The organism is Mesoterricola sp. MK458, from assembly GCF_055384935.1.
Map to the genome: position 1 here is coordinate 4,697,386 of NZ_AP045075.1, position 21,156 is coordinate 4,718,541.

21 protein-coding genes, 1 tRNA gene and 2 pseudogenes are annotated in these 21,156 nt (G+C 68.0%); 10 read left to right on the plus strand and 14 right to left on the minus strand.

The window, feature by feature from the left end; genetic code table 11:
- Window positions 1-84: 84 nt before the first annotated feature.
- Genes ACZ5LB_RS20475 through ACZ5LB_RS20490 form a run of 4 tightly spaced genes read right to left on the minus strand, consistent with a single transcriptional unit; the run spans window position 85 to window position 4,304 of the window.
- Complete coding sequence (locus ACZ5LB_RS20475; RefSeq protein WP_464604066.1) at window positions 85-1,017, minus strand: PaaI family thioesterase; 933 nt, start codon at window positions 1,015-1,017, stop codon at window positions 85-87.
- Between the two features lie 30 nt (window positions 1,018-1,047).
- On the minus strand, window positions 1,048-3,294 hold the full coding sequence (gene clpA, locus ACZ5LB_RS20480; RefSeq protein WP_464606342.1) for an ATP-dependent Clp protease ATP-binding subunit ClpA: 2,247 nt from the start codon (window positions 3,292-3,294) through the stop codon (window positions 1,048-1,050).
- Between the two features lie 7 nt (window positions 3,295-3,301).
- Entirely contained in the window at window positions 3,302-3,643 is a 342-nt protein-coding gene (locus ACZ5LB_RS20485; protein WP_464604067.1) for an ATP-dependent Clp protease adaptor ClpS, read from the minus strand.
- Window positions 3,644-3,668: 25 nt separating this feature from the next.
- On the minus strand, window positions 3,669-4,304 hold the full coding sequence (locus tag ACZ5LB_RS20490) for an SDR family NAD(P)-dependent oxidoreductase (protein ID WP_464604068.1): 636 nt from the start codon (window positions 4,302-4,304) through the stop codon (window positions 3,669-3,671).
- Window positions 4,305-4,408: 104 nt separating this feature from the next.
- Here ACZ5LB_RS20490 and ACZ5LB_RS20495 point away from each other — a divergent pair, with 104 nt between their 5' ends.
- On the plus strand, window positions 4,409-5,314 hold the full coding sequence (locus ACZ5LB_RS20495; protein WP_464604069.1) for a phosphate acyltransferase: 906 nt from the start codon (window positions 4,409-4,411) through the stop codon (window positions 5,312-5,314).
- Window positions 5,315-5,349: 35 nt separating this feature from the next.
- Here the strand turns inward: ACZ5LB_RS20495 and ACZ5LB_RS20500 are convergent, their stop codons facing one another.
- The 3 genes and pseudogenes from ACZ5LB_RS20500 to ACZ5LB_RS20510 form a co-directional block, all read right to left on the minus strand.
- Window positions 5,350-5,631, minus strand: coding sequence for a hypothetical protein (locus ACZ5LB_RS20500; protein ID WP_464604070.1), 282 nt, complete (start codon window positions 5,629-5,631; stop codon window positions 5,350-5,352).
- Window positions 5,632-5,832: 201 nt separating this feature from the next.
- Window positions 5,833-6,975 carry a butyrate kinase gene (gene buk / locus ACZ5LB_RS20505; protein WP_464606344.1) on the minus strand — a complete coding sequence of 381 codons (1,143 nt, stop codon included), beginning with the start codon at window positions 6,973-6,975 and terminating at the stop codon, window positions 5,833-5,835.
- Between the two features lie 90 nt (window positions 6,976-7,065).
- Window positions 7,066-8,154 (minus strand): annotated as a pseudogene (locus ACZ5LB_RS20510) (phosphate acyltransferase); the annotation flags it as partial.
- Between ACZ5LB_RS20510 and ACZ5LB_RS20515 the strand changes: the two are divergent.
- Window positions 8,153-8,650 (plus strand): ferritin-like domain-containing protein, encoded by a 498-nt coding sequence (locus ACZ5LB_RS20515; protein ID WP_464604071.1) that lies wholly within the window; start codon window positions 8,153-8,155, stop codon window positions 8,648-8,650. The pseudogene ACZ5LB_RS20510 and the gene ACZ5LB_RS20515 overlap by 2 nt on opposite strands.
- On the opposite strand, the gene ACZ5LB_RS20520 is transcribed toward ACZ5LB_RS20515, so the two are convergent.
- The 3 genes from ACZ5LB_RS20520 to ACZ5LB_RS20530 all read right to left on the minus strand — a co-directional run bounded on the left by ACZ5LB_RS20520 (window position 8,637) and on the right by ACZ5LB_RS20530 (window position 10,782).
- Window positions 8,637-9,041, minus strand: coding sequence for a DUF6982 domain-containing protein (locus tag ACZ5LB_RS20520; protein ID WP_464604072.1), 405 nt, complete (start codon window positions 9,039-9,041; stop codon window positions 8,637-8,639). The two genes, ACZ5LB_RS20515 and ACZ5LB_RS20520, sit on opposite strands and share 14 nt — an antisense overlap.
- A gap of 202 nt (window positions 9,042-9,243) precedes the next feature.
- The gene (locus tag ACZ5LB_RS20525) at window positions 9,244-9,759 is read right to left on the minus strand and encodes a phosphoribosyltransferase (protein WP_464604073.1); all 516 of its coding nucleotides are present in this window, start codon (window positions 9,757-9,759) and stop codon (window positions 9,244-9,246) included.
- 9 nt (window positions 9,760-9,768) lie between these two features.
- Window positions 9,769-10,782, minus strand: coding sequence for a guanosine monophosphate reductase (locus ACZ5LB_RS20530; protein ID WP_464604074.1), 1,014 nt, complete (start codon window positions 10,780-10,782; stop codon window positions 9,769-9,771).
- An 86-nt stretch (window positions 10,783-10,868) separates the two neighbouring features.
- Between ACZ5LB_RS20530 and ACZ5LB_RS20535 the strand changes: the two genes are divergently transcribed.
- Window positions 10,869-12,122 (plus strand): cryptochrome/photolyase family protein, encoded by a 1,254-nt coding sequence (locus ACZ5LB_RS20535; protein WP_464604075.1) that lies wholly within the window; start codon window positions 10,869-10,871, stop codon window positions 12,120-12,122.
- On the opposite strand, the gene ACZ5LB_RS20540 is transcribed toward ACZ5LB_RS20535, so the two are convergent.
- Window positions 12,097-12,492 (minus strand): hypothetical protein, encoded by a 396-nt coding sequence (locus ACZ5LB_RS20540; RefSeq protein ID WP_464604076.1) that lies wholly within the window; start codon window positions 12,490-12,492, stop codon window positions 12,097-12,099. The genes ACZ5LB_RS20535 and ACZ5LB_RS20540 overlap by 26 nt on opposite strands.
- Before the next feature lie 137 nt (window positions 12,493-12,629).
- On the opposite strand from ACZ5LB_RS20540, the gene ACZ5LB_RS20545 reads away from it, so the two are divergent.
- Both ACZ5LB_RS20545 and ACZ5LB_RS20550 read left to right on the plus strand, forming a co-directional pair.
- The gene (locus ACZ5LB_RS20545) at window positions 12,630-13,868 is read left to right on the plus strand and encodes a hypothetical protein (RefSeq protein WP_464604077.1); all 1,239 of its coding nucleotides are present in this window, start codon (window positions 12,630-12,632) and stop codon (window positions 13,866-13,868) included.
- A 307-nt stretch (window positions 13,869-14,175) separates the two neighbouring features.
- Window positions 14,176-14,772 (plus strand): type IV toxin-antitoxin system AbiEi family antitoxin domain-containing protein, encoded by a 597-nt coding sequence (locus tag ACZ5LB_RS20550; RefSeq protein ID WP_464604078.1) that lies wholly within the window; start codon window positions 14,176-14,178, stop codon window positions 14,770-14,772.
- 284 nt (window positions 14,773-15,056) lie between these two features.
- Here the strand turns inward: ACZ5LB_RS20550 and ACZ5LB_RS20555 are convergent.
- A tRNA-Arg gene (locus tag ACZ5LB_RS20555) sits at window positions 15,057-15,133 on the minus strand.
- 93 nt (window positions 15,134-15,226) lie between these two features.
- On the opposite strand from ACZ5LB_RS20555, the gene ACZ5LB_RS20560 reads away from it, so the two are divergent.
- Genes ACZ5LB_RS20560 through ACZ5LB_RS20575 form a run of 4 tightly spaced genes read left to right on the plus strand, consistent with a single transcriptional unit; the run spans window position 15,227 to window position 18,634 of the window.
- Window positions 15,227-16,651 (plus strand): pyridoxal phosphate-dependent decarboxylase family protein, encoded by a 1,425-nt coding sequence (locus ACZ5LB_RS20560; protein WP_464604079.1) that lies wholly within the window; start codon window positions 15,227-15,229, stop codon window positions 16,649-16,651.
- Between the two features lie 54 nt (window positions 16,652-16,705).
- Window positions 16,706-17,959, plus strand: a complete 1,254-nt coding sequence (gene xseA / locus ACZ5LB_RS20565; protein WP_464606346.1) for an exodeoxyribonuclease VII large subunit — start codon at window positions 16,706-16,708, stop codon at window positions 17,957-17,959.
- Between the two features lie 34 nt (window positions 17,960-17,993).
- Entirely contained in the window at window positions 17,994-18,242 is a 249-nt protein-coding gene (locus ACZ5LB_RS20570) for an AbrB/MazE/SpoVT family DNA-binding domain-containing protein (protein ID WP_464604080.1), read from the plus strand.
- A complete protein-coding gene (locus tag ACZ5LB_RS20575; protein WP_464604081.1) occupies window positions 18,239-18,634 on the plus strand; it encodes a PIN domain-containing protein in 396 nt (131 codons plus the stop codon). The genes ACZ5LB_RS20570 and ACZ5LB_RS20575 overlap by 4 nt, the downstream gene beginning before the upstream one ends.
- 115 nt (window positions 18,635-18,749) lie before the next feature.
- On the opposite strand, the pseudogene ACZ5LB_RS20580 reads toward ACZ5LB_RS20575, so the two are convergent.
- Both ACZ5LB_RS20580 and fabG read right to left on the minus strand, forming a co-directional pair.
- Window positions 18,750-18,866, minus strand: a pseudogene (locus ACZ5LB_RS20580) (hypothetical protein); the annotation flags it as partial.
- Window positions 18,867-18,945: 79 nt separating this feature from the next.
- Entirely contained in the window at window positions 18,946-19,698 is a 753-nt protein-coding gene (gene fabG / locus ACZ5LB_RS20585; RefSeq protein WP_464604082.1) for a 3-oxoacyl-[acyl-carrier-protein] reductase, read from the minus strand.
- 92 nt (window positions 19,699-19,790) lie between these two features.
- Between fabG and ACZ5LB_RS20590 the strand changes: the two genes are divergently transcribed.
- Window positions 19,791-21,116 (plus strand): M28 family peptidase, encoded by a 1,326-nt coding sequence (locus ACZ5LB_RS20590; protein WP_464604083.1) that lies wholly within the window; start codon window positions 19,791-19,793, stop codon window positions 21,114-21,116.
- The last annotated feature ends 40 nt before the right edge of the window (window positions 21,117-21,156 follow it).

A 21,156-nucleotide genomic window follows, 5' to 3' on the forward strand; every position in this document is an offset into this window, starting at 1 on the left:
GGCTCCTTCCGGGGATTCTGGCGCCAGTGTGGCACCTCGGCCCCGGAATAGGAAAAAACAATTAATAGGGAGCGATCGGCCGGTTCAACCCTGGGGCATCAGCCAGTGCCCCCGGGTGGCCGCCACGGGCCGCCGGGGGTCCTCCTGCCAGAGGTTGGCCTGGACCAGGGAGACGCGGTTGCCCAGGCGGATCGTGATGCCCTGCCCGAAGGTGTCCACCGGGCGGGCCGGCCGAAGGTAGTCGATGGCGAAGTCCACGGCCTTGGGGATGGCCGGGGTCATGGGCGGGTTGGTGGCCACCAGGTGCATGAACATCACCGTCTCCGCGAACCCCGCCAGCACGCCGCCGTGGATGGCCGGCAGCAGGGGGTTGCCGATGAGCACGTCCCGGAAGGGAAGCCGGAAGATGGGCCCGGCCTCCACCTGGGGGTGCATCACCACGCCCAGGAAGTCCACGTAGGGCGACCGGCCCTCGGGGATGGCGGGGTGCGTGGCCTGGGAGGCGGCCTCGTGGGCCTCGGGCGACACCCGGTTCAGGTCCGCATCCGGAATGAGCGCCCGGCGCGGCCCGCCGCCGGCGGACCCCGCCGTGCGCATGAACGTGGCGTTCACCAGCGCGACCGCGTCATCGCTTCCCGGCTGGCGGACCTCCCCGGTGACGAAGGCCACGCTGCGGGACACCCGGTGGCAGCGCGCCCGGGCCGTGAGGTCCCCGCCCGCGTCCGCCGAGCGCAGGTAGTCCATGCGCAGGTCCAGCGTCGCGAAGTTCCCCGCCTCCCCCACCGCCGCCCCCACCGCGAACCCGCACGCCGTGTCGGCCAGCGCGCAGATGCACCCCGTGTGGATGCGGTCGCGCGTCACGTCCCCGCTCCATTCGGGCCGGGCAGGCTGGTGAAGGGTCACGCCGTCCCCGTCCACGGCGGCGATGGTCATGCCGGCCATGTGGGAATAGGGGATGATGGCCATGCGCTCGTCGAGCCGCTGGTGGAGGTCGGGGGAGGGATCGGGGGTGGTCATCGGATTCTCCTGGCGACCCGTTCCGGGCCATTACTCCCCTTTGGCAACGATCCCCAACCCTTCGCCCTTGCGCTCCACCTTCGCCGTGCCCCCGTCCTTCAGCGCCCCGAAGAGGATCTCGCTGGCCAGGGGCTTCTTCAGGTGCTCCTCCACCACCCGCGCCATGGGGCGGGCGCCGAAGGCGGGGTCGTAGCCCTTTTCCGCCAGCCATTCCCGGGCGGGCTTGGAGACTTCCAGCGTCACGTTCTTCTCGTCCAGCAGCGCCTGCAGCTCCTTGAGGTTCTTGTCGACGACCTTCAGGATCTCGGGTTTGCCCAGGGGGCCGAAGGTGACGATGGCGTCCAGGCGGTTGCGGAACTCAGGGCTGAAGGCCTTCTCGAGGGCCCCCCGGGCGCTTCCGCCGCTGCCGGCGTCGGCGAAGCCCACCTTGCGCTGGCTGAGGTTCCGGGCGCCGGCGTTGGTGGTCATGATCAGGGCCGCGTGGCGGAAGTCGGCCTTGCGGCCGTGGTTGTCGGTGAGGGTGGCGTGGTCCATGACCTGGAGGAGGATGGCGTAGATGTCGGGGTGGGCCTTCTCGATCTCGTCCAGGAGGACCACGGCGTGGGGGTTCCTCCGCACGGCGTCCACCAGGAGGCCGCCGTCCTCGAAGCCCACGTAGCCGGGAGGGGCGCCGATGAGGCGGCTCACGGCGTGCTTTTCCATGTACTCGGACATGTCGAAGCGGATGAACTCCACGTCCAGGATCTTCGCCAGCTGCCGGGCCAGTTCGGTCTTGCCCACGCCGGTGGGCCCCGCGAAGAGGAACGAGCCCACGGGCCGTTCGAAGCCCCGCAGGCCGGAGCGCGATAGCCGGATGGCGCCGCACACCTTGGCGATGGCCTCGTCCTGGCCGAAGAGCACGGCCTTCAGGCCGTCCTCGAGGCCGGCCAGCTTCTCGCGGTCGTCGGCGTTCACGGCCTGGATGGGCATGCGGGCCATGCGGGCCACCACCGTCTCCACGTCGGCCTCGGAGACGGTCCTGCGGCGCCTGCGGCCGGGCTGGAGCTTCAGGGCGGCACCGGCCTCGTCCAGCACGTCGATGGCCTTGTCGGGCAGGGCCAGGTCCCGCAGGTAGCGGCTGGAAAGGCGCACCGCGGCCTCCAGGGCGGCGTCGGAGAACTTCACGCCGTGGTGCTCCTCGTACTTCGGGCGCAGCCCCTTGAGGATGGCCACGCTGTCGGCCTCCGTGGGCTCGTTGATCTCCACCTTCTGGAAGCGCCGCGACAGGGGCCGGTCCCGGTCCAGGGAGCTCTTGGCCTCCTGGAACGTGGTGGCGCCGATGCAGCGCAGCTCGCCGCTGGCCAGCACGGGCTTGAGGAGGTTGGAGGCGTCCATGGCGCCGCCGCTCACGGCCCCCGCCCCCACCAGGGTGTGGATCTCGTCGATGAAGAGCAGGCTGCCCGGATGGGCCGCCAGCGCCGCGAGCACCGCCTTGACGCGCTCCTCGAAGTCGCCCCGGTAGCGGGTTCCGGCCAGGAGCGAACCCATGTCCAGGGAGAAGAAACGCGCGCCCTTGAGGGCGTCGGGCACCTTGCCCTCGTGGATGCGCAGGGCCAGGCCCTCGGCCACGGCCGTCTTGCCCACACCGGCCTCGCCCACCAGCAGGGGGTTGTTCTTCCGGCGCCTGCTCAGCACGTGGATGATGCGGTCCATCTCCTCCTCGCGCCCGATGAGCGGGTCGATGCGCCCCTCCGCCGCGCGCGCCACCAGGTCGGTGGCGTAGGCCTTGAGGGGGTCCTTGGCCGGGGCCTCCTCGTCGCCCTCGGGCGCGTCGGCCGGGGCGGCGCCGCTGCCGGGCTTGCCGCCGCCATGGGAGAGGTGCTTGAGGAGGGGCAGGCGGTTCACGCCCTGGCGCTTCAGCAGGTAGGCGGCCTGGGATTCCTTCTCGGCGAGGATGGCCACCAGCACCGCCCCGCTGTCCACGGTGGCGCGCTCGGAGGAGATGGTGTGCAGGATGGCCTGCTCCATGACCCGGTTGAAGCCCAGGGTGGGAATGGGGTTGAACGCGGCCCCCGGGGGCAGGACCTCGAGGTTCGCCTCCATCCACACCCGCAGCTCCGTACCCAGCTTCCCGGCGTCCCCGCCGCAGGCCGCCACGGCGCCCGCCACCTGGGGGTCGGCCTGGAGGGCCAGGAGCAGGTGCTCCAGGGTGAGGTACTCGTGCCGGGCCTCCCGGGCCGCGGCGAAGGCGGCCTGGATGCACTGGTTCAGCGCGGGCGCGATGGTGGGGGTGGGCACGGCCACGTCAGGCCTCCGGCTCGAGGGTGCACAGCAGCGGGAACTCCTTCTCCTCGGCCAGGGTGCGCACCTGCGCCACCTTGGTGTCGGCCACGTCGAAGGGGTAGACGCCCGCCACGCCCGTGCCCCGGCGGTGCACGTCCAGCATGATCCGCACCGCCTCGGCTTCGGGCTTCCGGAAGACGGTCTCGAGGATCGACACCACGAATTCCCGGGTGGTGAAGTCGTCGTTGTGGAGGATGACCTTCCACAGGGCCGGGGGGCTGAGCCTTAGCCGCGTGCGGGGCGCGGTGCGGGTGCCCGCCCCGGCCTGGTGGTCCCTGGAATCGTCTGAGAAAGGTTTTGCCATGGCGCGGAGGTTTCCCGGGACCATTCTAGGGCAGTACCCGCTCCCTGTCCCAGGAACCGGGCGGCTGGGCGTGGAGCTCCCAGAAGCACGCGGCGACCGCCTCGGGGCTCAGGGCTGTCCCCGGCTGCACGAAGCCGCGCACCGTGACGAGGGCGGCGTGGATGCCCTCGGGCTCGAGTTCTTCCGCGAAGCTGAGCGCCAGGCTGCGCAGGGCGGCCTTGCCCAGGGACGCGGAGGCCAGACCCGCCTGGGGCTTGAGGCCGATGCCTCCGCCGGTGAAGAGCAGGGTGCCCTCGCCCGCGGCCCGCATGGCGGGCAGGGCCCAGCGCGCCCCCGCCAGGGCCGCGGCCACGTTCACCCGGAGGTCGGCCAGGGCCTGTTCGGGCGCGAGGTCCGCCGCGGGCCCCGGGACGCCGGCGGAGGCGTTGTACAGGAGCACCCGGGGCAGGCCGCCCCAGGTCTCGATGGCGTCGGTGGGGACGCCGCCGGCCAGGTCCGCGCCCAGGACGAGGCCGCCGTCCAGGGCCCGTCCGAAGCCCTCCAGGTCGTCGCCGGGCCGGGCCACCAGGGCCACGCGGAAGCCTTCCCGGCGGAAGCGGAGCGCCGCGGCGAGGCCGATGCCCGGCCCGCCCCCAAGGATCACTGCCAGTGGATTCGCCATGGCTCCATCCTACCGGATGATGGGCGTCACAACGCCCCGGGGCGGCCGGAAGGCCGTTGTACACTTCTCTGGACGCCTTGAACGCAACGCCACCGGAGGTCTTGATGTCCATCACCCGTCTCGAACAGATGCTCGAAGCCGTCAAGGCCAGGCCTCGCCGGCGTCTGGTGGCCGCCTACGCCAACGATTCCCACACCATCGAGGCGGTGCACGACGCCGTGGAACGCGGCATCGTCGAGGCCACGCTGGTGGGCGACGAGGCCGTGATGCGCCAGGTGTGCGCCGACCACGGCTTCGACCCCGCCCGGTTCACCTTCGTGCACGAACCCGTGGACACCCGCGCTGCCGCCAAGGCCGTGGCCCTGGTCAGGAGCGCCGGCGGCCAGATCCTCATGAAGGGCCTGGTGAGCACGGACAAGTACATGCGCGCCATCCTGAACAAGGAAGCCGGCCTCATGGATCCCGGCGCCATCCTCTCCCACGTGTCGGTCATCCAGTTCCCGACCTACCCCAAGCTCATCGTCTGCGGCGACGTGGCGGTGCTGCCCTATCCCGACCTCAAGGAGAAGGTGGCCATCACGAACTACGTCGTGGGCGTGGCCCAGGCCCTGGGCATCGCCCGGCCCAAGGTGGCGCTCATCGCGGCCTCCGAGCAGGTGCTCCCCAAGGTCCAGGCCACCCTGGACGCGGCGATCATCGCGAAGATGGCTGAGCGGGGCCAGATCAAGGGCGCGTTCGTGGACGGCCCCATGGCCCTCGACGTGGCCGTGGATGCGGAATCCGCCGCCACCAAGGGCATCGCCGGGGACGTGGCCGGGGACGCGGACTGCCTGGTGTTCCCCAACATCGACGCCGGCAACGTGTTCTACAAGACCAGCAGCAAGCTCGCCGGGTGCGAGCTGGCGGCCATGGTGGCCGGGGCCAAGGCCCCCTGCATCCTGAGCTCCCGGGGCGACAGCGTCCGGACCAAGCTCTACTCCATCACCCTGGCGGCCCTCACCGCCAAGTAGCCCTTCCCCCGCGGGGCCGGCAGCACAATCCCCCCTCAGGAGCTGCCGGCCCCGAAACTCAGATCCACGAGGGTCCCGTCCGTCGCCGCGTGAACCAGCAGGCGGTGGAGCCGGGCCCAGGTATCCCCGAACCGGGCGTCCGCCAGCCATCCGATCGACTCATCGATCTCTTGGGGCAGTTGCAGGTTGGGAATACCACGCGTGATCTCGAACCCCTCCTTCACGAGAACGGTCAGGACGTCATCCTGGAAGGGCGGCGCGACGTCCTGGAGCAACGTCTCCAGGGCCAGCACGTTCATCGTCGTTCCTTCGGACACGGCCACCTCCCGCCACGCGGGTCCCGTCTCGACCGGGGATATCAAGATAGGGTGATCCCCGGAATTCGCAACCTGCCGGAGGAGGCCAAAAATGCGGACAAATAATAATTTATATTCGACTTGAAGCCCGCAATATATGCCCATTTTTTAAGCAAATGTTAATTTATCAGGGTCTGCCGAAGGCCTCCCGGAATGGGGGAATTACTGGGCCCGTCCGGTATAAGTCTTTGCGGTTTCCTTGCCGGCCAGGACCCGGAGGGCGCCCTTGGCCAGGGCGGCCATTTCATTTTCCCCGGGGTAGATGGTGACGCCGCAGCCCAGGGCCGCGATGGACTTGCGGATGGCGTCCACGGTGGGCCGGCAGCGGGCCATGCCGCCGGTCAGGAGCACCTGGTCCACGGGCTGGCCCTTGAAGGCGGGCAGGAGGGAGGTGATCCACTTGGCGATCTGGTAGGCCATGGCGTCCATCACCAGCACCACCTCGGCCTCCCCGGCCAGGTAGCGGGCCTCCAGGGCCCTCAGGTCGGCGGTGCCCAGCAGGTCGATGAGGCCGCCCCGGCCCTTGTTGAGGCGCTTGAGTTCGTCGCGGGTGAGCTCCCCCGAGAAGCACAGGTCGATGAGCTGGCCCACGGGCAGGGACCCGGAGCGCTGGGGGGTGAAGGGACCCTCGCCGTCCAGGGCGTTGTTCACGTCCACGTAGCGTCCCTTGCAGTGGGCGCCCACGGAGATGCCTCCGCCCAGGTGGGCGACGACGACGTTGATGCGCTCGTAGAAGGTCTCCTTTTCTTCGGCGTAGCGGCGGGCCGTGGCGATCTGGTTCAGGGCGTGGCTGATGACGACCCTGCGGATGCGCTTGACGCCGGTGATCCGGGCCACCTCGTCCACCTCGTCCACCACCACCGGGTCCACGATGAAGGCGGGGCGGGTCGAGCCGGCCACCAGCTCCCGGGCGATGAGGCCGCCCAGGTTCGAGGCGTGGTCGCCCTGCACGCCGTCCAGGAGGTCCCGGGCCATGGCGTCGTTGACGCTGAAGGTGCCGTGGGACATGGGCCACAGGAGGCCGCCCCGGCCCGACACGGCGTCCAGGGCGTCCACGGTCAGGCCGCTGTCGGCCAGGAACTTCAGGATGGCGTCCTTGCGGAACGCGAACTGGGCGGTGATGTTCTTGCCGTCGAAGGGCGCCAGCTCCTCGGCGGAATGCTGCAGCTCCTGGGTGAAGCGCTCCTTGTCGCCCTCGAAGAAGGCGATCTTGGTGGAGGTGGAGCCGGGGTTGATGGCGAGCACCCGGTAGCGGCGGAAGAAGGTGTCCTTGGGCGTCTCGTCCCAGGCGCCGTACTTCAGCATGCGAAGCACCGAGGCCTTGACCGCGAGGCGGATGTCCTCGGGGGTGCAGTCCATGGCCAGATCCACGCCCTTGAAGCGCAGGCCGAAGAGCACGGGGAACTTCTTGGCGTCGGGGAAGCGGGTGGCGTAGAGGTGGTAGAGCAGGTTGCCCATGTCGAGGTTGGGGCAGATGATCACGTTGGCCGAGCCCGGCCATCTCACGTCCTTGCCGCCCTGGTAGTAGGTGGCCGACCGCTGGGAGAGGGCGACGTTAACCTTCACCTCGCCCTCGATCTGGATGGACCGGTAGCGCTCGCCGCGCTGCACGCGCTGCTCCAGCAGGGCGGGCACCAGGGCGGTGGCCTGGCGCACCAGGTCGGGGCCGGGGCCCTCGTCGGAGCCGCGGTTGGAATAGGAGACGATGGCGCCGTGGATCACCGGCAGCACGGATTCGGGAATGAGGTCGCGGGCGATGGCGCAGGTGCCCACGGCCGCGGCCGCCAGGGCCTCGGGGGTCATGACGGCGTTGACGCCCACGTCCCCGAACACGACGATATTCTCGTTCATGATGTCCTTGGGATGCTCGTCGGGAAGGACGAAGATCCCCGCCTCGCAGCAGTGCTCCTGGGCCCGGAGCGCCTGGAGCATGGGCCGGAAGAACTGTTTCTCCCCGGTGGCCACGCCGCCCACCACGGTGTCCGCGTGGCCCTGGGCCACCGCGCTGATGCCGAAATTCACGGGCACGGAGGCCCAGCACATGGCGTCGAAGAGGTTCACCTCGCGGCCCGCGGCGCGCTGCTCCTCCTGGTGGAGCCGCGCGAACTGCTCGACCAGGTCGGGGCGCTTGCCGATGTCCACGAAGGCGCTCTCGGAGAGGGCGAAGGCCACGCGGGTGGGGTCCAGGTGGGCCAGGTCCCGGGCGATGACCTCCCGCACTTCCGGCTCGGTGGCCAGGAACACGGGCCGGGCGAAGCGGGTGAGGTTGCAGGCGGCCTCGATGATGCGGGGATCCAGGGCTTCGGGGAAGACCACGGCCGGCCGCGTCCTGCCTTCGGCGAGGATCTGCTGGTCCATGGACCCTTCAATGTCGAACATGCGAGCCTCCGGCGTTTCCATTCGTTCTGGACAGTGGATTGTAGCGAGGGCGCCATGCAAGTCGATCACATCTGGGGTATCCTTGGCCCCGAAGGAGACTCCCATGGGAACGCGTGGAACCTCGATCGTCGGAATGGATGTCAACGAGCTCCTCAGGCTGCTCAATGCCGCCTACGCCAGCGAATGGCTGGCCTACTACCAGTACTGGCTGGGCGCCAAGCTCATCAAGGGCCCCATGAAGGACGCGGTGGCCGCCGAACTGAACCTCCACGCCACCGAGGAGCTGGGCCACGCCCTGCTGCTGAGCAACCGCATCATCCAGCTGGGCGGCACGCCGGTGCTCGCCCCGGCCCAGTGGACCGAGTTCAGCCCCTGCGCCTACGACGCCCCGGCCGACCCCTACGTGGGAACCCTGCTGGACCAGAACATCGCCGGGGAACAGTGCGCCATCTCGGTCTACAAGAACCTGATGGACATCACCCGCGAGGCCGATCCCGTCACGTACAACATCGCGCTGACCATCCTCACCCAGGAGGTGGAGCACGAGGAGGATCTCCAGGGCCTCAAGGAGGACCTGGACCTGATGTTCAGGACGCGATGACCGACACCTCCCGGGTGGCGGAGGAGACCACGTAGCAGCGCTCGTTGTTGCTCCGCTGGTCCGCGGGCATGATGAAGAAGCCCTTGCGCTCGGGGTGGTAGCCCTGGGCATGCCCCAGGAGCACCTCCCCGTCCTTGAACACCACCCGGATCTTCTTGCCGGGGGTGAGGTTGGTGGGCTCGAAGATGTTGCGCTTCACGTGCGCGGGGTTGCCCTGCAGGTTCTTCACGAAGAAGACGCCCTTGAGGTCGTGCACGTCGATCTCCAGGGGCCTGGACCCGGGGTAGGACCCGGCCGGGAACAGGTGGAAGCGGTCGCTGGTGGGGAGGAAATCGACCGTATGGCCCTTGAGGAGGTGGCCATCCAGGTAACGGGCGACGACTTGGTTCATCGGTTCCTCCTGATTTCCACGTCCGCCCGTCCGGGCGGATTTGTGGACCTCAAGGGAAAGATAAGCCCATATATGGAATTTGGAAGCACTTATTTCTAAGGGTTACATCCGTACAGGCTTATATAACTTGTTTTAATGCATAATTAAAATCTAATCACTTCACAATTTCAAACTAAATTACCCCGGCGAATTTCCAAGCCGCTCATGAACCGGCCCGGCTGGAATGCTCGTCGATGTCCACGGCGTCCCAGGGATAGACCACCCAGATGTCGTCCAGGTGCTGCCCGGCCCAGTAGCGGGTCACCTGGGGCGGGATCTGGTCCAGCTTCGCCTTGTCCTTGCAGTGGAGCACCGCGACCGCGATCTCCGCGGGCTGGTGGGACAGGAGTTCGCGCAGGCAGTACGCCAGGGTCGTGCGCGTGTCGTCCACCTCGTCGATGAGCAGGACCCTGCGGCCCTTGAGCTTGCGCTCCACCTCGTCGATCCACTGCACCTTGGAGGGGCCGCCCTCCATGGTGTTGTCGTCCCCGTAGAGCTTGACGCCCACGGTGAGGATGGGCTTCTTCAGGTAGGTCTTGAGGATGCGCGCGGGGATGAAGCCGCCGGTGCCGATGGCCACCGTGACGTCGGGGTCGAAGCCGCTGGCCAGGATCTCCCGGGACAGGGCGGCCACGGTTTGGTGGATCTCGTTGTAGCTGAAGTAGCGCTTCTCGGCCATGTCCATCCCCTACTGCAGCAGCTTGTGGGGAAGGCTCTCCACGCGCGAGGCGGGGGAAACGACCATGTAGTTGAGCTTGCGCTGGAGCTCCCGGATGGTGTTGGCCCCGGCGTAGGTGAGGCCGGAGCGGAGCCCGCCGACGATGTCCGCGATGATCTCCTCCTCGTCCTCCCGGTACGGCACCTTGGTGGCCACCCCCTCGGCGGTCTTCCAGCCGGTAAGGCCGCCCAGGTGGTCGTCAGCCGCCTCCTTGCTGGCCATGCCCCGGTAGCTCTTGTGGGTGGGCTCGCCCTTTTCGTTGAGGATGGGGTCGCCCGGCGTGGGCCGGGTGCCCGCCAGCATGCCTCCCACCATCACGAAATCGGCGCCGAAGGCCAGGGCCTTCACGATGTCGCCGGGGTAGCGGATGCCGCCGTCGGCCACGATGGACCGGTCGGCCCGGGCGCATTCCTGGATGGCGGTCACCTGGGGGACGCCGAAGCCGGTCTTGATGCGGGTGGTGCAGACGCTGCCCGGCCCGATGCCCACCTTGATGATGTCGGCCTTCACCGAGGCCAGGTAGTCCGCCCCGGCGTAGGTGGCCACGTTGCCCGCCATGATGCACTCGTTGGGCAGCATCTGGCGCATGCGCTTGATCATCTTGCCCACGTACTTGGCGTGCCCGTGCGCCACATCCACGCAGAAATACTGGGCCCCCGCGTCCTTGAGGGCCTCCACCCGCTCCATCTCCTTCTCGGAGGTGCCCACCGAGCAGAAGACCCGGGTCTTGCAGCGCAGGAACATGGCCACGTTCTCCTCGATGGAGCAGAACCGGTGCAGGGTGCCGATGCCGCCCCGTCCGCCGATGAAGTCGGCCATGGCGTCCTCGGTGATGGTGTCCATATTGGCCGTCATGATGGGCAGGTCCAGGGTGAGCTTGCCGCTCTTGTCGGTCATGCTGATGTCCACGATCCGGCGGGACTCGTGGTGGTTGTACGCCGGTATCATCAGGACGTCGTCGAACGTAATGGCGGTCTCGGGCATGGGCCTCTCCGTTTCCCCTCCAGGTTAGCCGAAAAGATCGGGCCTCACCCGCGAGCGGAATCGTTAGCAAACTCAAGGAGAAACGGTTGACCAACCTGGTCTGGTTCAGGGAAAAGGACCTGCGCGTCGCGGACCACGGACCCCTGGCGGAGGCGGGATCCGGGGCCGTTCCGGTCTTCCTGGGGCCGGTTCCTGAGCGGCTGGCGCCCCGACTGGGGGATCTGGCCGCACGGTTGGAGGGCCTGGGGTCCGGTCTTGCCTGGCTGCCCGGTGACCCCCTGGAGGAACTGCCGCGCCTCGCCGCCCGCCTGGGGGCCACCGCCGTGCTGGCCCACGGCTTCACGGAGCCCGCCGCCCAGGCCCTGGAGGCCCACATGGCCCGGGAACTCCCGTGCCCCCTGCGGCTCTTTCCCGGGGAGACCCTCACGGGTCCCCTGGGCCGCCACCGGGTCTTCACGGCCTTCCACCGGACCTTCCAGCGGGAAGCCCGCCTGGAGGTTCCCCTGGCGGCGCCCCGGCGGCTGGCCGCCCTGCCTGAACTCCCCCGCTGGCCCGCCGGACCCTTGCTTCCCGACCTGCTGGCGCCCTTCCTGGAGGACCGGCTGGCGGACTACGCCCAGGGCCGGGACCGCATGGACCGGGAGGGCACCTCCCGCCTGTCCGCGGACCTGCACTTCGGGCGGGTGAGCGCGGCCTCCTGCTGGGCCGCCGCCTCGGGCCGTCCGGGCGCGGAAGCCTGGCAGCGCCAGCTGGTGTGGAGGGAATTCGCCCATCACCTCCTGCGGGAGTGGCCCGGCGTCCTGGAGGATCCGTTCCAGGGCGCCTTCCGGGGCTTTCCGTGGCGCAGCGACCCGGCCCTGTTCCAGGCCTGGGTCGAGGGCCGCACCGGCTACCCCATCGTGGACGCGGCGGCCCGGCAGCTCCTGGCCACCGGGTACGTGCACAACCGTGCCCGCATGGTGGCGGCCAGCTTCCTGGTCAAGCACCTGCTGGTGGACTACCGCCTGGGGGAGGCCCACTACCTGGCCCATCTCCAGGACGCGGACCTGGCCAACAACTCCATGGGCTGGCAGTGGAGCGCCGGCTGCGGGTGCGACGCCCAGCCCTGGTTCCGGGTGTTCAACCCCGTGCTCCAGGGCCGGCGCTTCGACCCGGACGGCGCGTACGTGCGCGCCTGGGTTCCCGAACTGGCGGCGCTGCCTTCCCGGGCCATCCACAGCCCCTGGGAGGCGGGCCTGCCCACCGGGTATCCGTCGCCCATCGTGGACCACGCCTTCGCCCGGGAGCGGTTCCTGGCCCTGGCCAAGGAGCACCTCAGGCGAAGTTCTTCGGGCTCGTGAGCCGGTCCTGGACCTGGGTGGAGAGCGCCTCCACGGCGTTAAGGAACCAGTCCTCGGAAACCTCCGCCAGCGGGGTGCGCTTGGCCAGGGGGGCGAAGCGCTGGTCCACGTGCCGCAGCTCCAGTTCGACCCGGAACACGCCCCGCATGGCCGTGAGCACCAGGTGGTACTCCCCGGTGCGCAGGTGGAAGCGCCGCAGGGCGGTGGCGTTGTTGGCCTCCCAGCCGTGGTCCGCCCCCAGGGCCTCCAGCACCCGCGGCCCCAGGGCCTCGTCCACGGCCCGGGCCGTCTCGAGGGTGTGGGTCAGCTGCTCCTCCTCCCGCTCCCGCTTGCGGACGGCGATCAGTTCCTCGAGGTTCGAAACGCCCATCGGGACTCCTGGGGTGGGGGGATCCTGGCTCCATCATCCACCCTTCCGCCCGGTCTGGCCCATCGGGTCAACAATGTTTAGGATAGGTGTCAATGCCGCCACAGCAGCCTGGATGTCGACCGCCAACGGGGGTTTGGATGAAATTCTGCAAGGTTTTCTCAAGCTCGATTGTCGCGTTCCTGATTCTTCAGGTGGTCTCAGGTCGAGGCGATTGTGCGGAGCCTGGAACCCCCAAGCCGCAAGGCACCGTCATCCGTTTCGAAGGAAGCAATGTGGATGTCACTTTCACCGCGCCAGACCCCGCGGTCTGGCAGGAGGTCGACCTGGGGGGTGAGCCTCGCCCGGACAGGCAACAACGTGCCTTTGTCCACACCGGGATCCGGGACTCCAGAGGGGTTGATGTCAAGCCGATGATGTCAATCACCGTATGGAAATTCCCGGATGACCGGATAGACCTGAAGGCGTTTTCGGAATATCTCCAGAGGGGAAACATAATCAAAGTTTCCAACTCCAGCCGAGAAGGGGACAGGCTTCAGGTCGAAGGATCGACGGAATATGGTGGGTACACACATATTATTAGAAGATCGTTTTCCTTTCATAATCGGGTTGGGGTCGACATCCTATGTGATTCAACCGATACGGTCTATAAACATGTAAAACCAGCCTTTGACGCCTGGATGCATGGCGTTGATCTTGCTCCAAGGATTAGATTAAACGCGGTCAGGATTGCCTGTGAAGCGACTGCAGGACAACGTGATGAGGTCGTGACAACTCGTACTCAAGCCTTGGAGAAGCAAAAAGAAAAGGCCCATATCGCGAATGATGTTGATGTGGCTGCGATCAAAGATCCTCATGGAATGGTTGTCATTTGGAACCGATCTGCGCCCTATTTCAAGATGCATATGGAAGGTCGTAAATTCTCTGGATATGGGGAGGAACGCGCCATATTCACTGTGGATAATGTCACAGTCGAAGTCGTTTCTACCGAAGTGACCCAATTCTATGACGAAGGCAGGCCGAAGGATCCCCGATCCATCCTGATTGCCCACCGGAATTGGGAGTATCGGTACCTGCAGGAAATCGCAGGCGCGGACTGTGTCCTGAGGTCCTGGGAGGGGACGCTGCTGGATGGAACTCCAGTGATCTTCTGGGACGCCGGTCCGGAGAAACCCGCCGAGGGGGATGCCAAGCGCCACCTGTTCTTCTCACGGTATCAAGACGGTTCGGTCCTCACGGTAAGTTCTCCTGAAATGAATGACATCAGCTGGGATGCAGCGTTAAATCTTCTTTACTATTCCATCTCTCATGTTCAGTTCTCGAAAGAGAAATTTGATATAAATAAAATTCAAGCGAATATGTCATCTGCTAAGCAGTAGGGGAGTCCTGGGAAGAGGACACGCGCGCCCGAGAAGGGCTGCCCAGATTGAAACGTGGACCCAGCGGGGCTTTCGGCTGAAAACCGTTGCGCAGATGGTTTGTGCGGACGGTCGAAAAGCCCTGAAACCTATGCAGTGCATGGATTTCAGGGCTGGTTGTGGGTGCAGCTGGCGCGACTCGAACGCGCGACCCTTGGCTTCGGAGCCAAATGGGCCTTGTTGAATAAATGTAGAAATAATTATAGTTGGATAATATTCAAAAAAAGCATATGCTTGGTAATAACTATGGCGTATTTTTGAATCCGAGATGGACAGCAAACGTGACCTCATCCTGAAAATGGCCAAGGCCAATGGCATGGTTCGACCGCGGGACCTCAGGCCGCTTGGCATCGCCCAGGCCTACCTGCAGCGGCTGGCTGAACGCGGTGTGCTGAATCGGGTGGGGCGGGGCATTTACATGCTCTCTTCAGCCGAAATCTCAGAACATCATGCGCTTGCGGAGGTGTCCAAAAGATTCCCCCGCGGTCTCATCTGTCTGCTTTCCGCGCTGCGTTTCCATGAACTCGGCGACGAGACGCCGAACCAAGTCTGGCTGGCGCTTCCTGCCAACGCTCCGGCGCCCCGTGCTTCGGACCTCAGGGTGCGGGTGGTGCGGTATGCTCCTCTCGCGATGGAAACCGGGGTCGAAGTGCACAGGATCGAGGGCGTGGAAGTGCGCCTGACTTCGAAGGCCCGCACCATCGTGGATTGCTTCCGGTTCCGGAACCGGATCGGGGTGGGGACCGCGATGGCCGCGCTCCGGGGAGGGCTTCGCCAAGGAATGAGGCCGGGGGATCTGCGGCTGATGGCTGAGGCGTTCCACCAGGTCAATGTGATGCGGCCCTACCTGGAGGCGATGCTGTGAAGCAGGATGTCGCGGCATCGGTCCGTCAGCGCCTCTTGAATCTGGCCAAGGCCAGGGGGGGGCGTTCCAGCGTGTCCTGGACTGCTTTGTGCTGGAGCGCTTCCTGTACCGGCTTTCGGTGAGCTACCACTGAGTCGATGGTTGGGCATGGTTTGGTCCACTCGGGTTCCCTGACGCTGCCCACCATGGCTCGATGACCCTTGGGCTCGGACAGGCGCGTGCCAACCGGCGACCAGAAGAACCAAAAACAAGGGGTTCGACGCTCGTCGAACCCCTTCTCTGACTGGTGCAGCCGGCGCGACTCGAACGCGCGACCCTTGGCTTCGGAGGCCAATACTCTATCCAACTGAGCTACGGCTGCCAGAACCTCCATCATGACGTCCCCAGGGCCTTGACGCAAGGGCCGGGCAATTTGGGATAGCCTTGGCGCGGGTTTTGTGGTGAATTGGGGTTCATGGATACCCAAGAATTCCGACGTCTGGGCCACGAGATGGTCGAGTGGATTGCGGCGTACCGGGAGCGGATGCCGGACCTGCCGGTGATGAGCCCCCTGGAACCCGGGGATGTGAAGCGGCTGCTTCCCGGGGTTCCTCCCCAGAAGGGGGGAGGGCTCGAGGGCGTCACCGGGGACCTGGACCGGGTCGTCCTGCCGGGCATCACCCACTGGAACCATCCGGGCTTCTTCGCCTATTTCCCGTCCAATTCCGATCTGGCCTCGGTGCTGGCGGACATGGCCTGCGCGGGCCTGGGGGCCCAGGGCATGAGCTGGCAGACCAGTCCGGCCGCCACGGAGGTGGAGGAAGTGGTCATGGACTGGCTCCGGCAGATGGTGGGACTCGGGACCGAGTTCACCGGCGTCATCCAGGACACGGCCTCCACGGCCACCTTCTGCGCGCTGCTGTGCGCCCGGGAGTGGTCCTGCGCCTTCGGCCAGAGCCGGGGCGGGCTCCAGGCGGAGGAGACACCCCTGGTGGTGTACGCCTCGGACCAGGCCCACAGTTCCGTGGAGAAGGCCGCCCTGCTGGCGGGCTTCGGCCGGGACAACCTGCGCCTGATTCCCACGGGGCCGGACCATGCGCTGCGCCTGGACCTCCTGGAGAAGGCCATCGAGGACGATCTGGCCGCGGGGCGCAGGCCCTGCGCCATGGTGGCGGCCATCGGCACCACCGCGACCACGGCCGTGGATCCCCTGGCGGACATGGCGAAACTCTCGGCCCGGCACGGCATCTGGCTCCACGTGGACGCGGCCATGGCCGGCACGGCCATGATCTGCCCCGAGTGCCGGGGCCTGTGGGCGGGCATCGAGAGCGCCGATTCCATCGTGCTGAACCCCCACAAGTGGATGGGCACGGGCTTCGACCTGTCCGCCTATTTCGTCAAGGACCCCGAGCACCTCATCCGGGTCATGAGCACCAATCCCAGCTACCTGCACACCGACCAGGACGGCCAGGTGAAGAACCTGCGCGACTGGGGCATTCCCCTGGGCCGGCGCTTCCGGGCGCTCAAGCTGTGGTTCCTGGTGCGCTCCCAGGGCGTCGAGGGCCTCCAGGCCCGGGTCCGCAGGGACCTGGCCAACGCCCAGTGGCTCAAGGCCCAGGTTCAGGCCGCCGGCGGCTGGGAGCTCATGGCCCCGGTGAACCTCCAGACGGTCTGCGTGCGCCACGTCCCCGAGGGCATGACGGACGAGGCCGAGTTGCGGACCCACAACCTCGCGCTCCTCGCCGCGGTGAACCGGTCGGGGAAGTTCTACCTCACCCCCTCCGTCCTCAAGGGCCGCCAGATCATCCGGATCTCCATCGGCAGCGCGGCCACGGAGCTCACCGACGTGGAGGGGCTCTGGAAGGCGCTCATCGAGGCCTCCCTGCGCGCCGCGGGGTGACCCCTGGACGCGCCGCTCTCCGTCAAGAGGCTCCTTGAGCAGATCAAGGCGCGCATCGAGCCCCCCTTCGCCGCCGTTTGCGTCCAGGGCGAAGTGTCCAATGCCCGCACCTCGGGGCGCCACTGGTACTTCACCCTCAAGGAGGAGGGCGCCGCGCTCTCCTGCGCGGTGTGGGCCAGCCAGCAGCGCTTCCTGAAGGCCCCGCCCCGGGACGGCGACCGCGTGGTGGCCAAGGGCTCCCTGAACCTCTACGTGGCCGGCGGCGCCCTCTCCCTGGCCGTCACCCACCTGGAGCCCGCGGGCAAGGGCGACCTCCAGGCCCGGCTGCGCCAGCTGGAGGCGGACCTGCGGGCCCAGGGCGTCTTCGACCGGCCCCGGCGTCCCCTGCCCAGGTCGCCGCGCAAGCTCGGGATCGTGGCGGCTCTCGGCGGCGCAGCCCTGCGCGACGTCCTGGAGGTGACCCTGCGCCGGGCCCCCGGGGTGGACCTGCTCATCGCCCCCGCGGCGGCCCAGGGGGACCGCTCGGTACCGGAAAACCTCCTGGCCCTGCAGGAGATCCAGGACGCGTTCTGGGGCTGCGACGCCATCCTCATGGTGCGGGGCGGCGGCAGCCTGGAAGACCTGTGGTCCTTCAACGATCCCGACCTGGTCAAGGCCGTGGCCGCGTGCCGCCTGCCCATCGTCACGGGCGTGGGGCACGAGATCGACACCACGCTGGTGGACCTGGCCTCGGACCGGCGCGCCGCAACCCCCAGCCAGGCCGCCGAATTCGCCACCCCGGACCGCGCGGCGCTGGCCAGCGAACTGCGGCGGCGCACCGAGGCCCTGGTGGCACGCATGGACTGGCGCCTCCGCGGCCTGGAGAGCACCCTGAACCTCCTCGCGGACAGCCGCGGCATGCATGCGGTGCCGGACCGCCTCCAGCGCGCCGGGGAACGCCTCGCCGCCCTCCACCACCGCCTGCACCAGGCCGGCCCCGGCGCCTTCCCGCGGTTCCAGGCGCTGGTCCAACGCCTGCACCTGGCCCATCCCCAGCGCCGCCTGGATCAGGCCGCGGCCCGCCTGGGCCTGCTGCGCCAGCGCCTGGCCCCCGCCGCGGACGCCGGCCTGCGCCTGCGCGCCCACCGCCTGGAGGTCCTGGGCGCGCGGCTCGGTCCCATGGATCCCCGGGGGCCGCTGGAGCGGGGCTTCGTGCTGGTCAAGGACGACCAGGGCCGGGTCGTCACCCGCGCCGCCCAGGCAGGACCGAAGGCGCGGGTGGCGTTGGTGTGGCAGGACGGGGTGCGGGGGGCGGAACTGGACAAGTAAGGGGGATCGCCTAATCTGGTAAGGAGGTGACCACGTGATTCATGCCGTTGTCGCGACCATGACCAGCAAGGGGCAGTTGACCATTCCCAAGGCGATCCGGGAGGCCCTGGGGCTCCATGAAGGGGACCAGGTGCGGTTCGAAATGGATCTGGAGCAGGGCAGGGTGGTCATGGCTCCCGTGAAGTACCACCTGGAGGACCTCTGGTCACTGGCTGTTCCGGGAGCCAAACGGATGCCTTTCGAAGCCATGGAGGCTGCCAAGCAGGCTGGGGCGGACCAATGATCGCCGTGGATACCAACGTCTGGGCCCGGGCCATCCTGGGGGACGATCCGCGGCAGAGCCGGACAGCCCAGAACGCACTTGCGCGGGCTACCGAGGCGGGGGGGGTGTTCGTGCCTCTGCTCGTGCTGGTGGAACTGGGCTGGGTGCTCAAGGCGGCCCCGGGTTGGGACCCGGACCGGGTTCGCGACGCCCTGGACAAACTTCTGGACATGGAAGGGGTGGAGGTGGAGGCGGCGCCCCTCGCCCGGGAGGCCCTGGCCCTCTGCGGAGGGTCCGTCGGTTTTGCCGACAATCTGATCGCCCTGGGCGTCCAGGCCCGCGGATGTTCCAGACTCCTGACCTTCGACGCGCGATTCTCGCGGACTGGCCGGGCCGAATTGCTGAAGGCCTGAACTGGACGGCTAGGAGGCCCACGCCCAGGGCCTTCAGCAGCGCCTCGCGGCCCAGCTTGCCGCTGGGCAGGGTGGGGAGGGCGTCCAGGGCCACGGTGCGGGCCGGGACCATGTAGGGGGGAAGCGTCTCCCGCAGGGAGGCCCTGAGGGCGTCCTCGTCGGCGGGGCCCGGGACCACGTAGCCCACGAGCAGGTCCGGTCCTCGAATTCCAGCTCGGTGCGGTCCCCCCACCGGTCGGCGGTGGCACAGCGGACCTCGGAGGTTGGGGGGCTTCCCAGGAGTGACCCAGCGAGCCCTCCAGACGTTTAGCCTACGGCATCAACATTCCGCCGTTCACGCTGAGCACCTGGCCGGTCATGTACTCCGCCTCGTCCGAGGCGAGGAAGGAGACCGCGTTGGCGATGTCGGTGGGGGTGCCCATGCGGCCCAGGGGGATCTGGCGGTTGAACTCGGCCTTCACCTCCTCGGGGAGCTTGTCGGTCATGGCGGTGGCGATGTAGCCGGGGGCCACGGCGTTGCAGGTGACGTTGCGGCTCGCGAACTCCCGGGCGATGGTCTTGGTGAGGCCGATGAGGCCGGCCTTGGAGGCCACGTAGTTGCTCTGCCCGGCGTTGCCCATCTGGCCCACCACGGAGACGATGTTGATGACCCGGCCCCAGCGCTGCTTCATCATGGTCTTGGCCACGGCCTGGGTGGCCAGCCAGGCGCCCTTGAGGTTGATGTCGAGCACCAGCTCGAATTCCTCCTCCTTCATCTGGATCATCAGCTTGTCCTTGGTGATGCCGGCGTTGTTCACCAGGATGTGGATGGCGCCGTGGCGCTCGAGGACGGTGGCCACGGCGGCGCGGATGCTGTTTCCGTCCCGCATGTCCAGCAGGACGTAGTCGGCCTGGCCGCCTTCGGCCTGGATGCCGGCGACGACGGTCTTGAGGTCCTCCTCGGTGGAGGGCAGGCTGGCGCACACGGCGAAGGCGCCCTGGCGGGCCAGGTTCTTGGCGATGGTCTCGCCGATGCCCTGGCTGGCTCCGGTGATGAGGGCGATCTTGCCTTTGAGTTCGAACATGGGGACTCCCTGGATACTAGTGGGAAAGTCTAGCACTAGGAGGCTGTCGTTTGCCCGGAAGGGGTAGGATGGGGGTCGGACCCGGAGTCGACATGCGCCTGCCCATCTACCTGTTCCTGGCCCTGGCCCTGGGAGCCCAGGCCCCGCCCACCGCCAAGGACATGGCCGGCCACGTGGAATCGGCGCGCCTTCGCCGGACCGTGGAACGGCTGGCGGCGTTCGGAACGCGCCATTCGCTCTCCAAGTCCTCCACCGAAGCCCACGGCATCGTGGCGGCCCGGAACTGGCTCGTGGGCGAGACCCGGAACCTGGCCGTGCTGCCGGGTTCCCGCCTCATCCCCTTCGAGGACCGGTTCATCCAGGAGCCGGGTCCCCGCGTGCCCAAGGCCACCGAGATGGTCAACGTGGGCGTCCTGCTGCCGGCCCTGGACCCCTCCCGGGTGAAGGACGCCCTGGTGGTGTGCGGCCATTACGACAGCCGGGCCTCGGACGTCATGGACGCCGAGGCCGACGCTCCCGGCGCCGTGGACAACGCCAGCGGCGTGGCCCTGACCTTCGAGATGGCCCAGGTCATGTGCGCGGACCGCACCGCCATCAACATCTACTTCGTGGCCACCGCCGGCGAGGAGCAGGGCCTCCTGGGCGCGGCCCACCTGGCCCGCCGGCTCAAGGCCGAGGGTGTCAACGTCATCGCCATGCTGGCGGCGGACACCGTGGGCAACACCTCGGGACCCGGCGGCACCAAGGTGAACACCACCGTCCGCCTCTTCTCCGAGGGCGTCCCCGCCGGGGAGACCGAGGCCCAGAAGAAGGCCCGCGAGGCCCTGGGCGGCGAGAACGATTCCCCGAGCCGGGAGTTCGCGCGCTACCTCAAGCGCTTCGGGGAGCGCTTCGCGGACCAGCTGGAGATGAAGGTGATGCTCCGGCGGGACCGGGTGGGCCGGGGCGGCGACCACCTCGCCTTCAACCGCGAGGGCTTCCCCGCGGCCCGGGTCACCGAGACCCGGGAGAACTTCGACCGCCAGCACCAGAACCCCCGCATCGAGGGGGGGCGCACCTACGGGGATTCCCCCGCCTTCTTCGACCCGGGGTACTGCGCCAAGATCACCCGGGAGCTGGTGGGCGCCTTCCACGGCCTGGCCCTGGCCCCGGAGGCACCGCGGGACGTGGTCCTCTCCGGCGCCGGCACCAACGACGCCCGCCTGAGCTGGGCCCCCATCACCGACCCGCGGGTCGCGTCGCTGGTGGTCTACCGCCGGAGCGCCGACGGCGTGGCCTGGCAGGAGGGCCTGCCCGTGCCCCTGGGCAACAGCGCGGTCCTGCCCGGGGTGGGCACGGACAACTACTTCTTCGCCGTGGCCACCCGGGACCGGGACGGCAACGAATCCCTGGCCACCTCGCCTTCCAGCGTCCGGTGAATCAACCCGGGCCCCGTCCGTGCGGTCCAAGGCTCAACGA

Bases quoted from the DNA above. Each gene is read 5' to 3' on its own strand.
- fabG (WP_464604082.1), bottom strand. From the start codon at position 19,698: ATGTTCGAACTCAAAGGCAAGATCGCCCTCATCACCGGAGCCAGCCAG.
- ACZ5LB_RS20550 (WP_464604078.1), top strand. From the start codon at position 14,176: ATGGACAGCAAACGTGACCTCATCCTGAAAATGGCCAAGGCCAATGGC.
- buk (WP_464606344.1), bottom strand. From the start codon at position 6,975: ATGCTGAAGTACGGCGCCTGGGACGAGACGCCCAAGGACACCTTCTTC.
- ACZ5LB_RS20590 (WP_464604083.1), top strand. From the start codon at position 19,791: ATGCGCCTGCCCATCTACCTGTTCCTGGCCCTGGCCCTGGGAGCCCAG.
- ACZ5LB_RS20530 (WP_464604074.1), bottom strand. From the start codon at position 10,782: ATGCCCGAGACCGCCATTACGTTCGACGACGTCCTGATGATACCGGCG.
- ACZ5LB_RS20525 (WP_464604073.1), bottom strand. From the start codon at position 9,759: ATGGCCGAGAAGCGCTACTTCAGCTACAACGAGATCCACCAAACCGTG.
- ACZ5LB_RS20560 (WP_464604079.1), top strand. From the start codon at position 15,227: ATGGATACCCAAGAATTCCGACGTCTGGGCCACGAGATGGTCGAGTGG.
- ACZ5LB_RS20520 (WP_464604072.1), bottom strand. From the start codon at position 9,041: ATGAACCAAGTCGTCGCCCGTTACCTGGATGGCCACCTCCTCAAGGGC.
- ACZ5LB_RS20475 (WP_464604066.1), bottom strand. From the start codon at position 1,017: ATGACCACCCCCGATCCCTCCCCCGACCTCCACCAGCGGCTCGACGAG.
- ACZ5LB_RS20485 (WP_464604067.1), bottom strand. From the start codon at position 3,643: ATGGCAAAACCTTTCTCAGACGATTCCAGGGACCACCAGGCCGGGGCG.
- ACZ5LB_RS20495 (WP_464604069.1), top strand. From the start codon at position 4,409: ATGTCCATCACCCGTCTCGAACAGATGCTCGAAGCCGTCAAGGCCAGG.
- ACZ5LB_RS20515 (WP_464604071.1), top strand. From the start codon at position 8,153: ATGGGAACGCGTGGAACCTCGATCGTCGGAATGGATGTCAACGAGCTC.
- ACZ5LB_RS20540 (WP_464604076.1), bottom strand. From the start codon at position 12,492: ATGGGCGTTTCGAACCTCGAGGAACTGATCGCCGTCCGCAAGCGGGAG.
- ACZ5LB_RS20545 (WP_464604077.1), top strand. From the start codon at position 12,630: ATGAAATTCTGCAAGGTTTTCTCAAGCTCGATTGTCGCGTTCCTGATT.
- ACZ5LB_RS20490 (WP_464604068.1), bottom strand. From the start codon at position 4,304: ATGGCGAATCCACTGGCAGTGATCCTTGGGGGCGGGCCGGGCATCGGC.
- ACZ5LB_RS20575 (WP_464604081.1), top strand. From the start codon at position 18,239: ATGATCGCCGTGGATACCAACGTCTGGGCCCGGGCCATCCTGGGGGAC.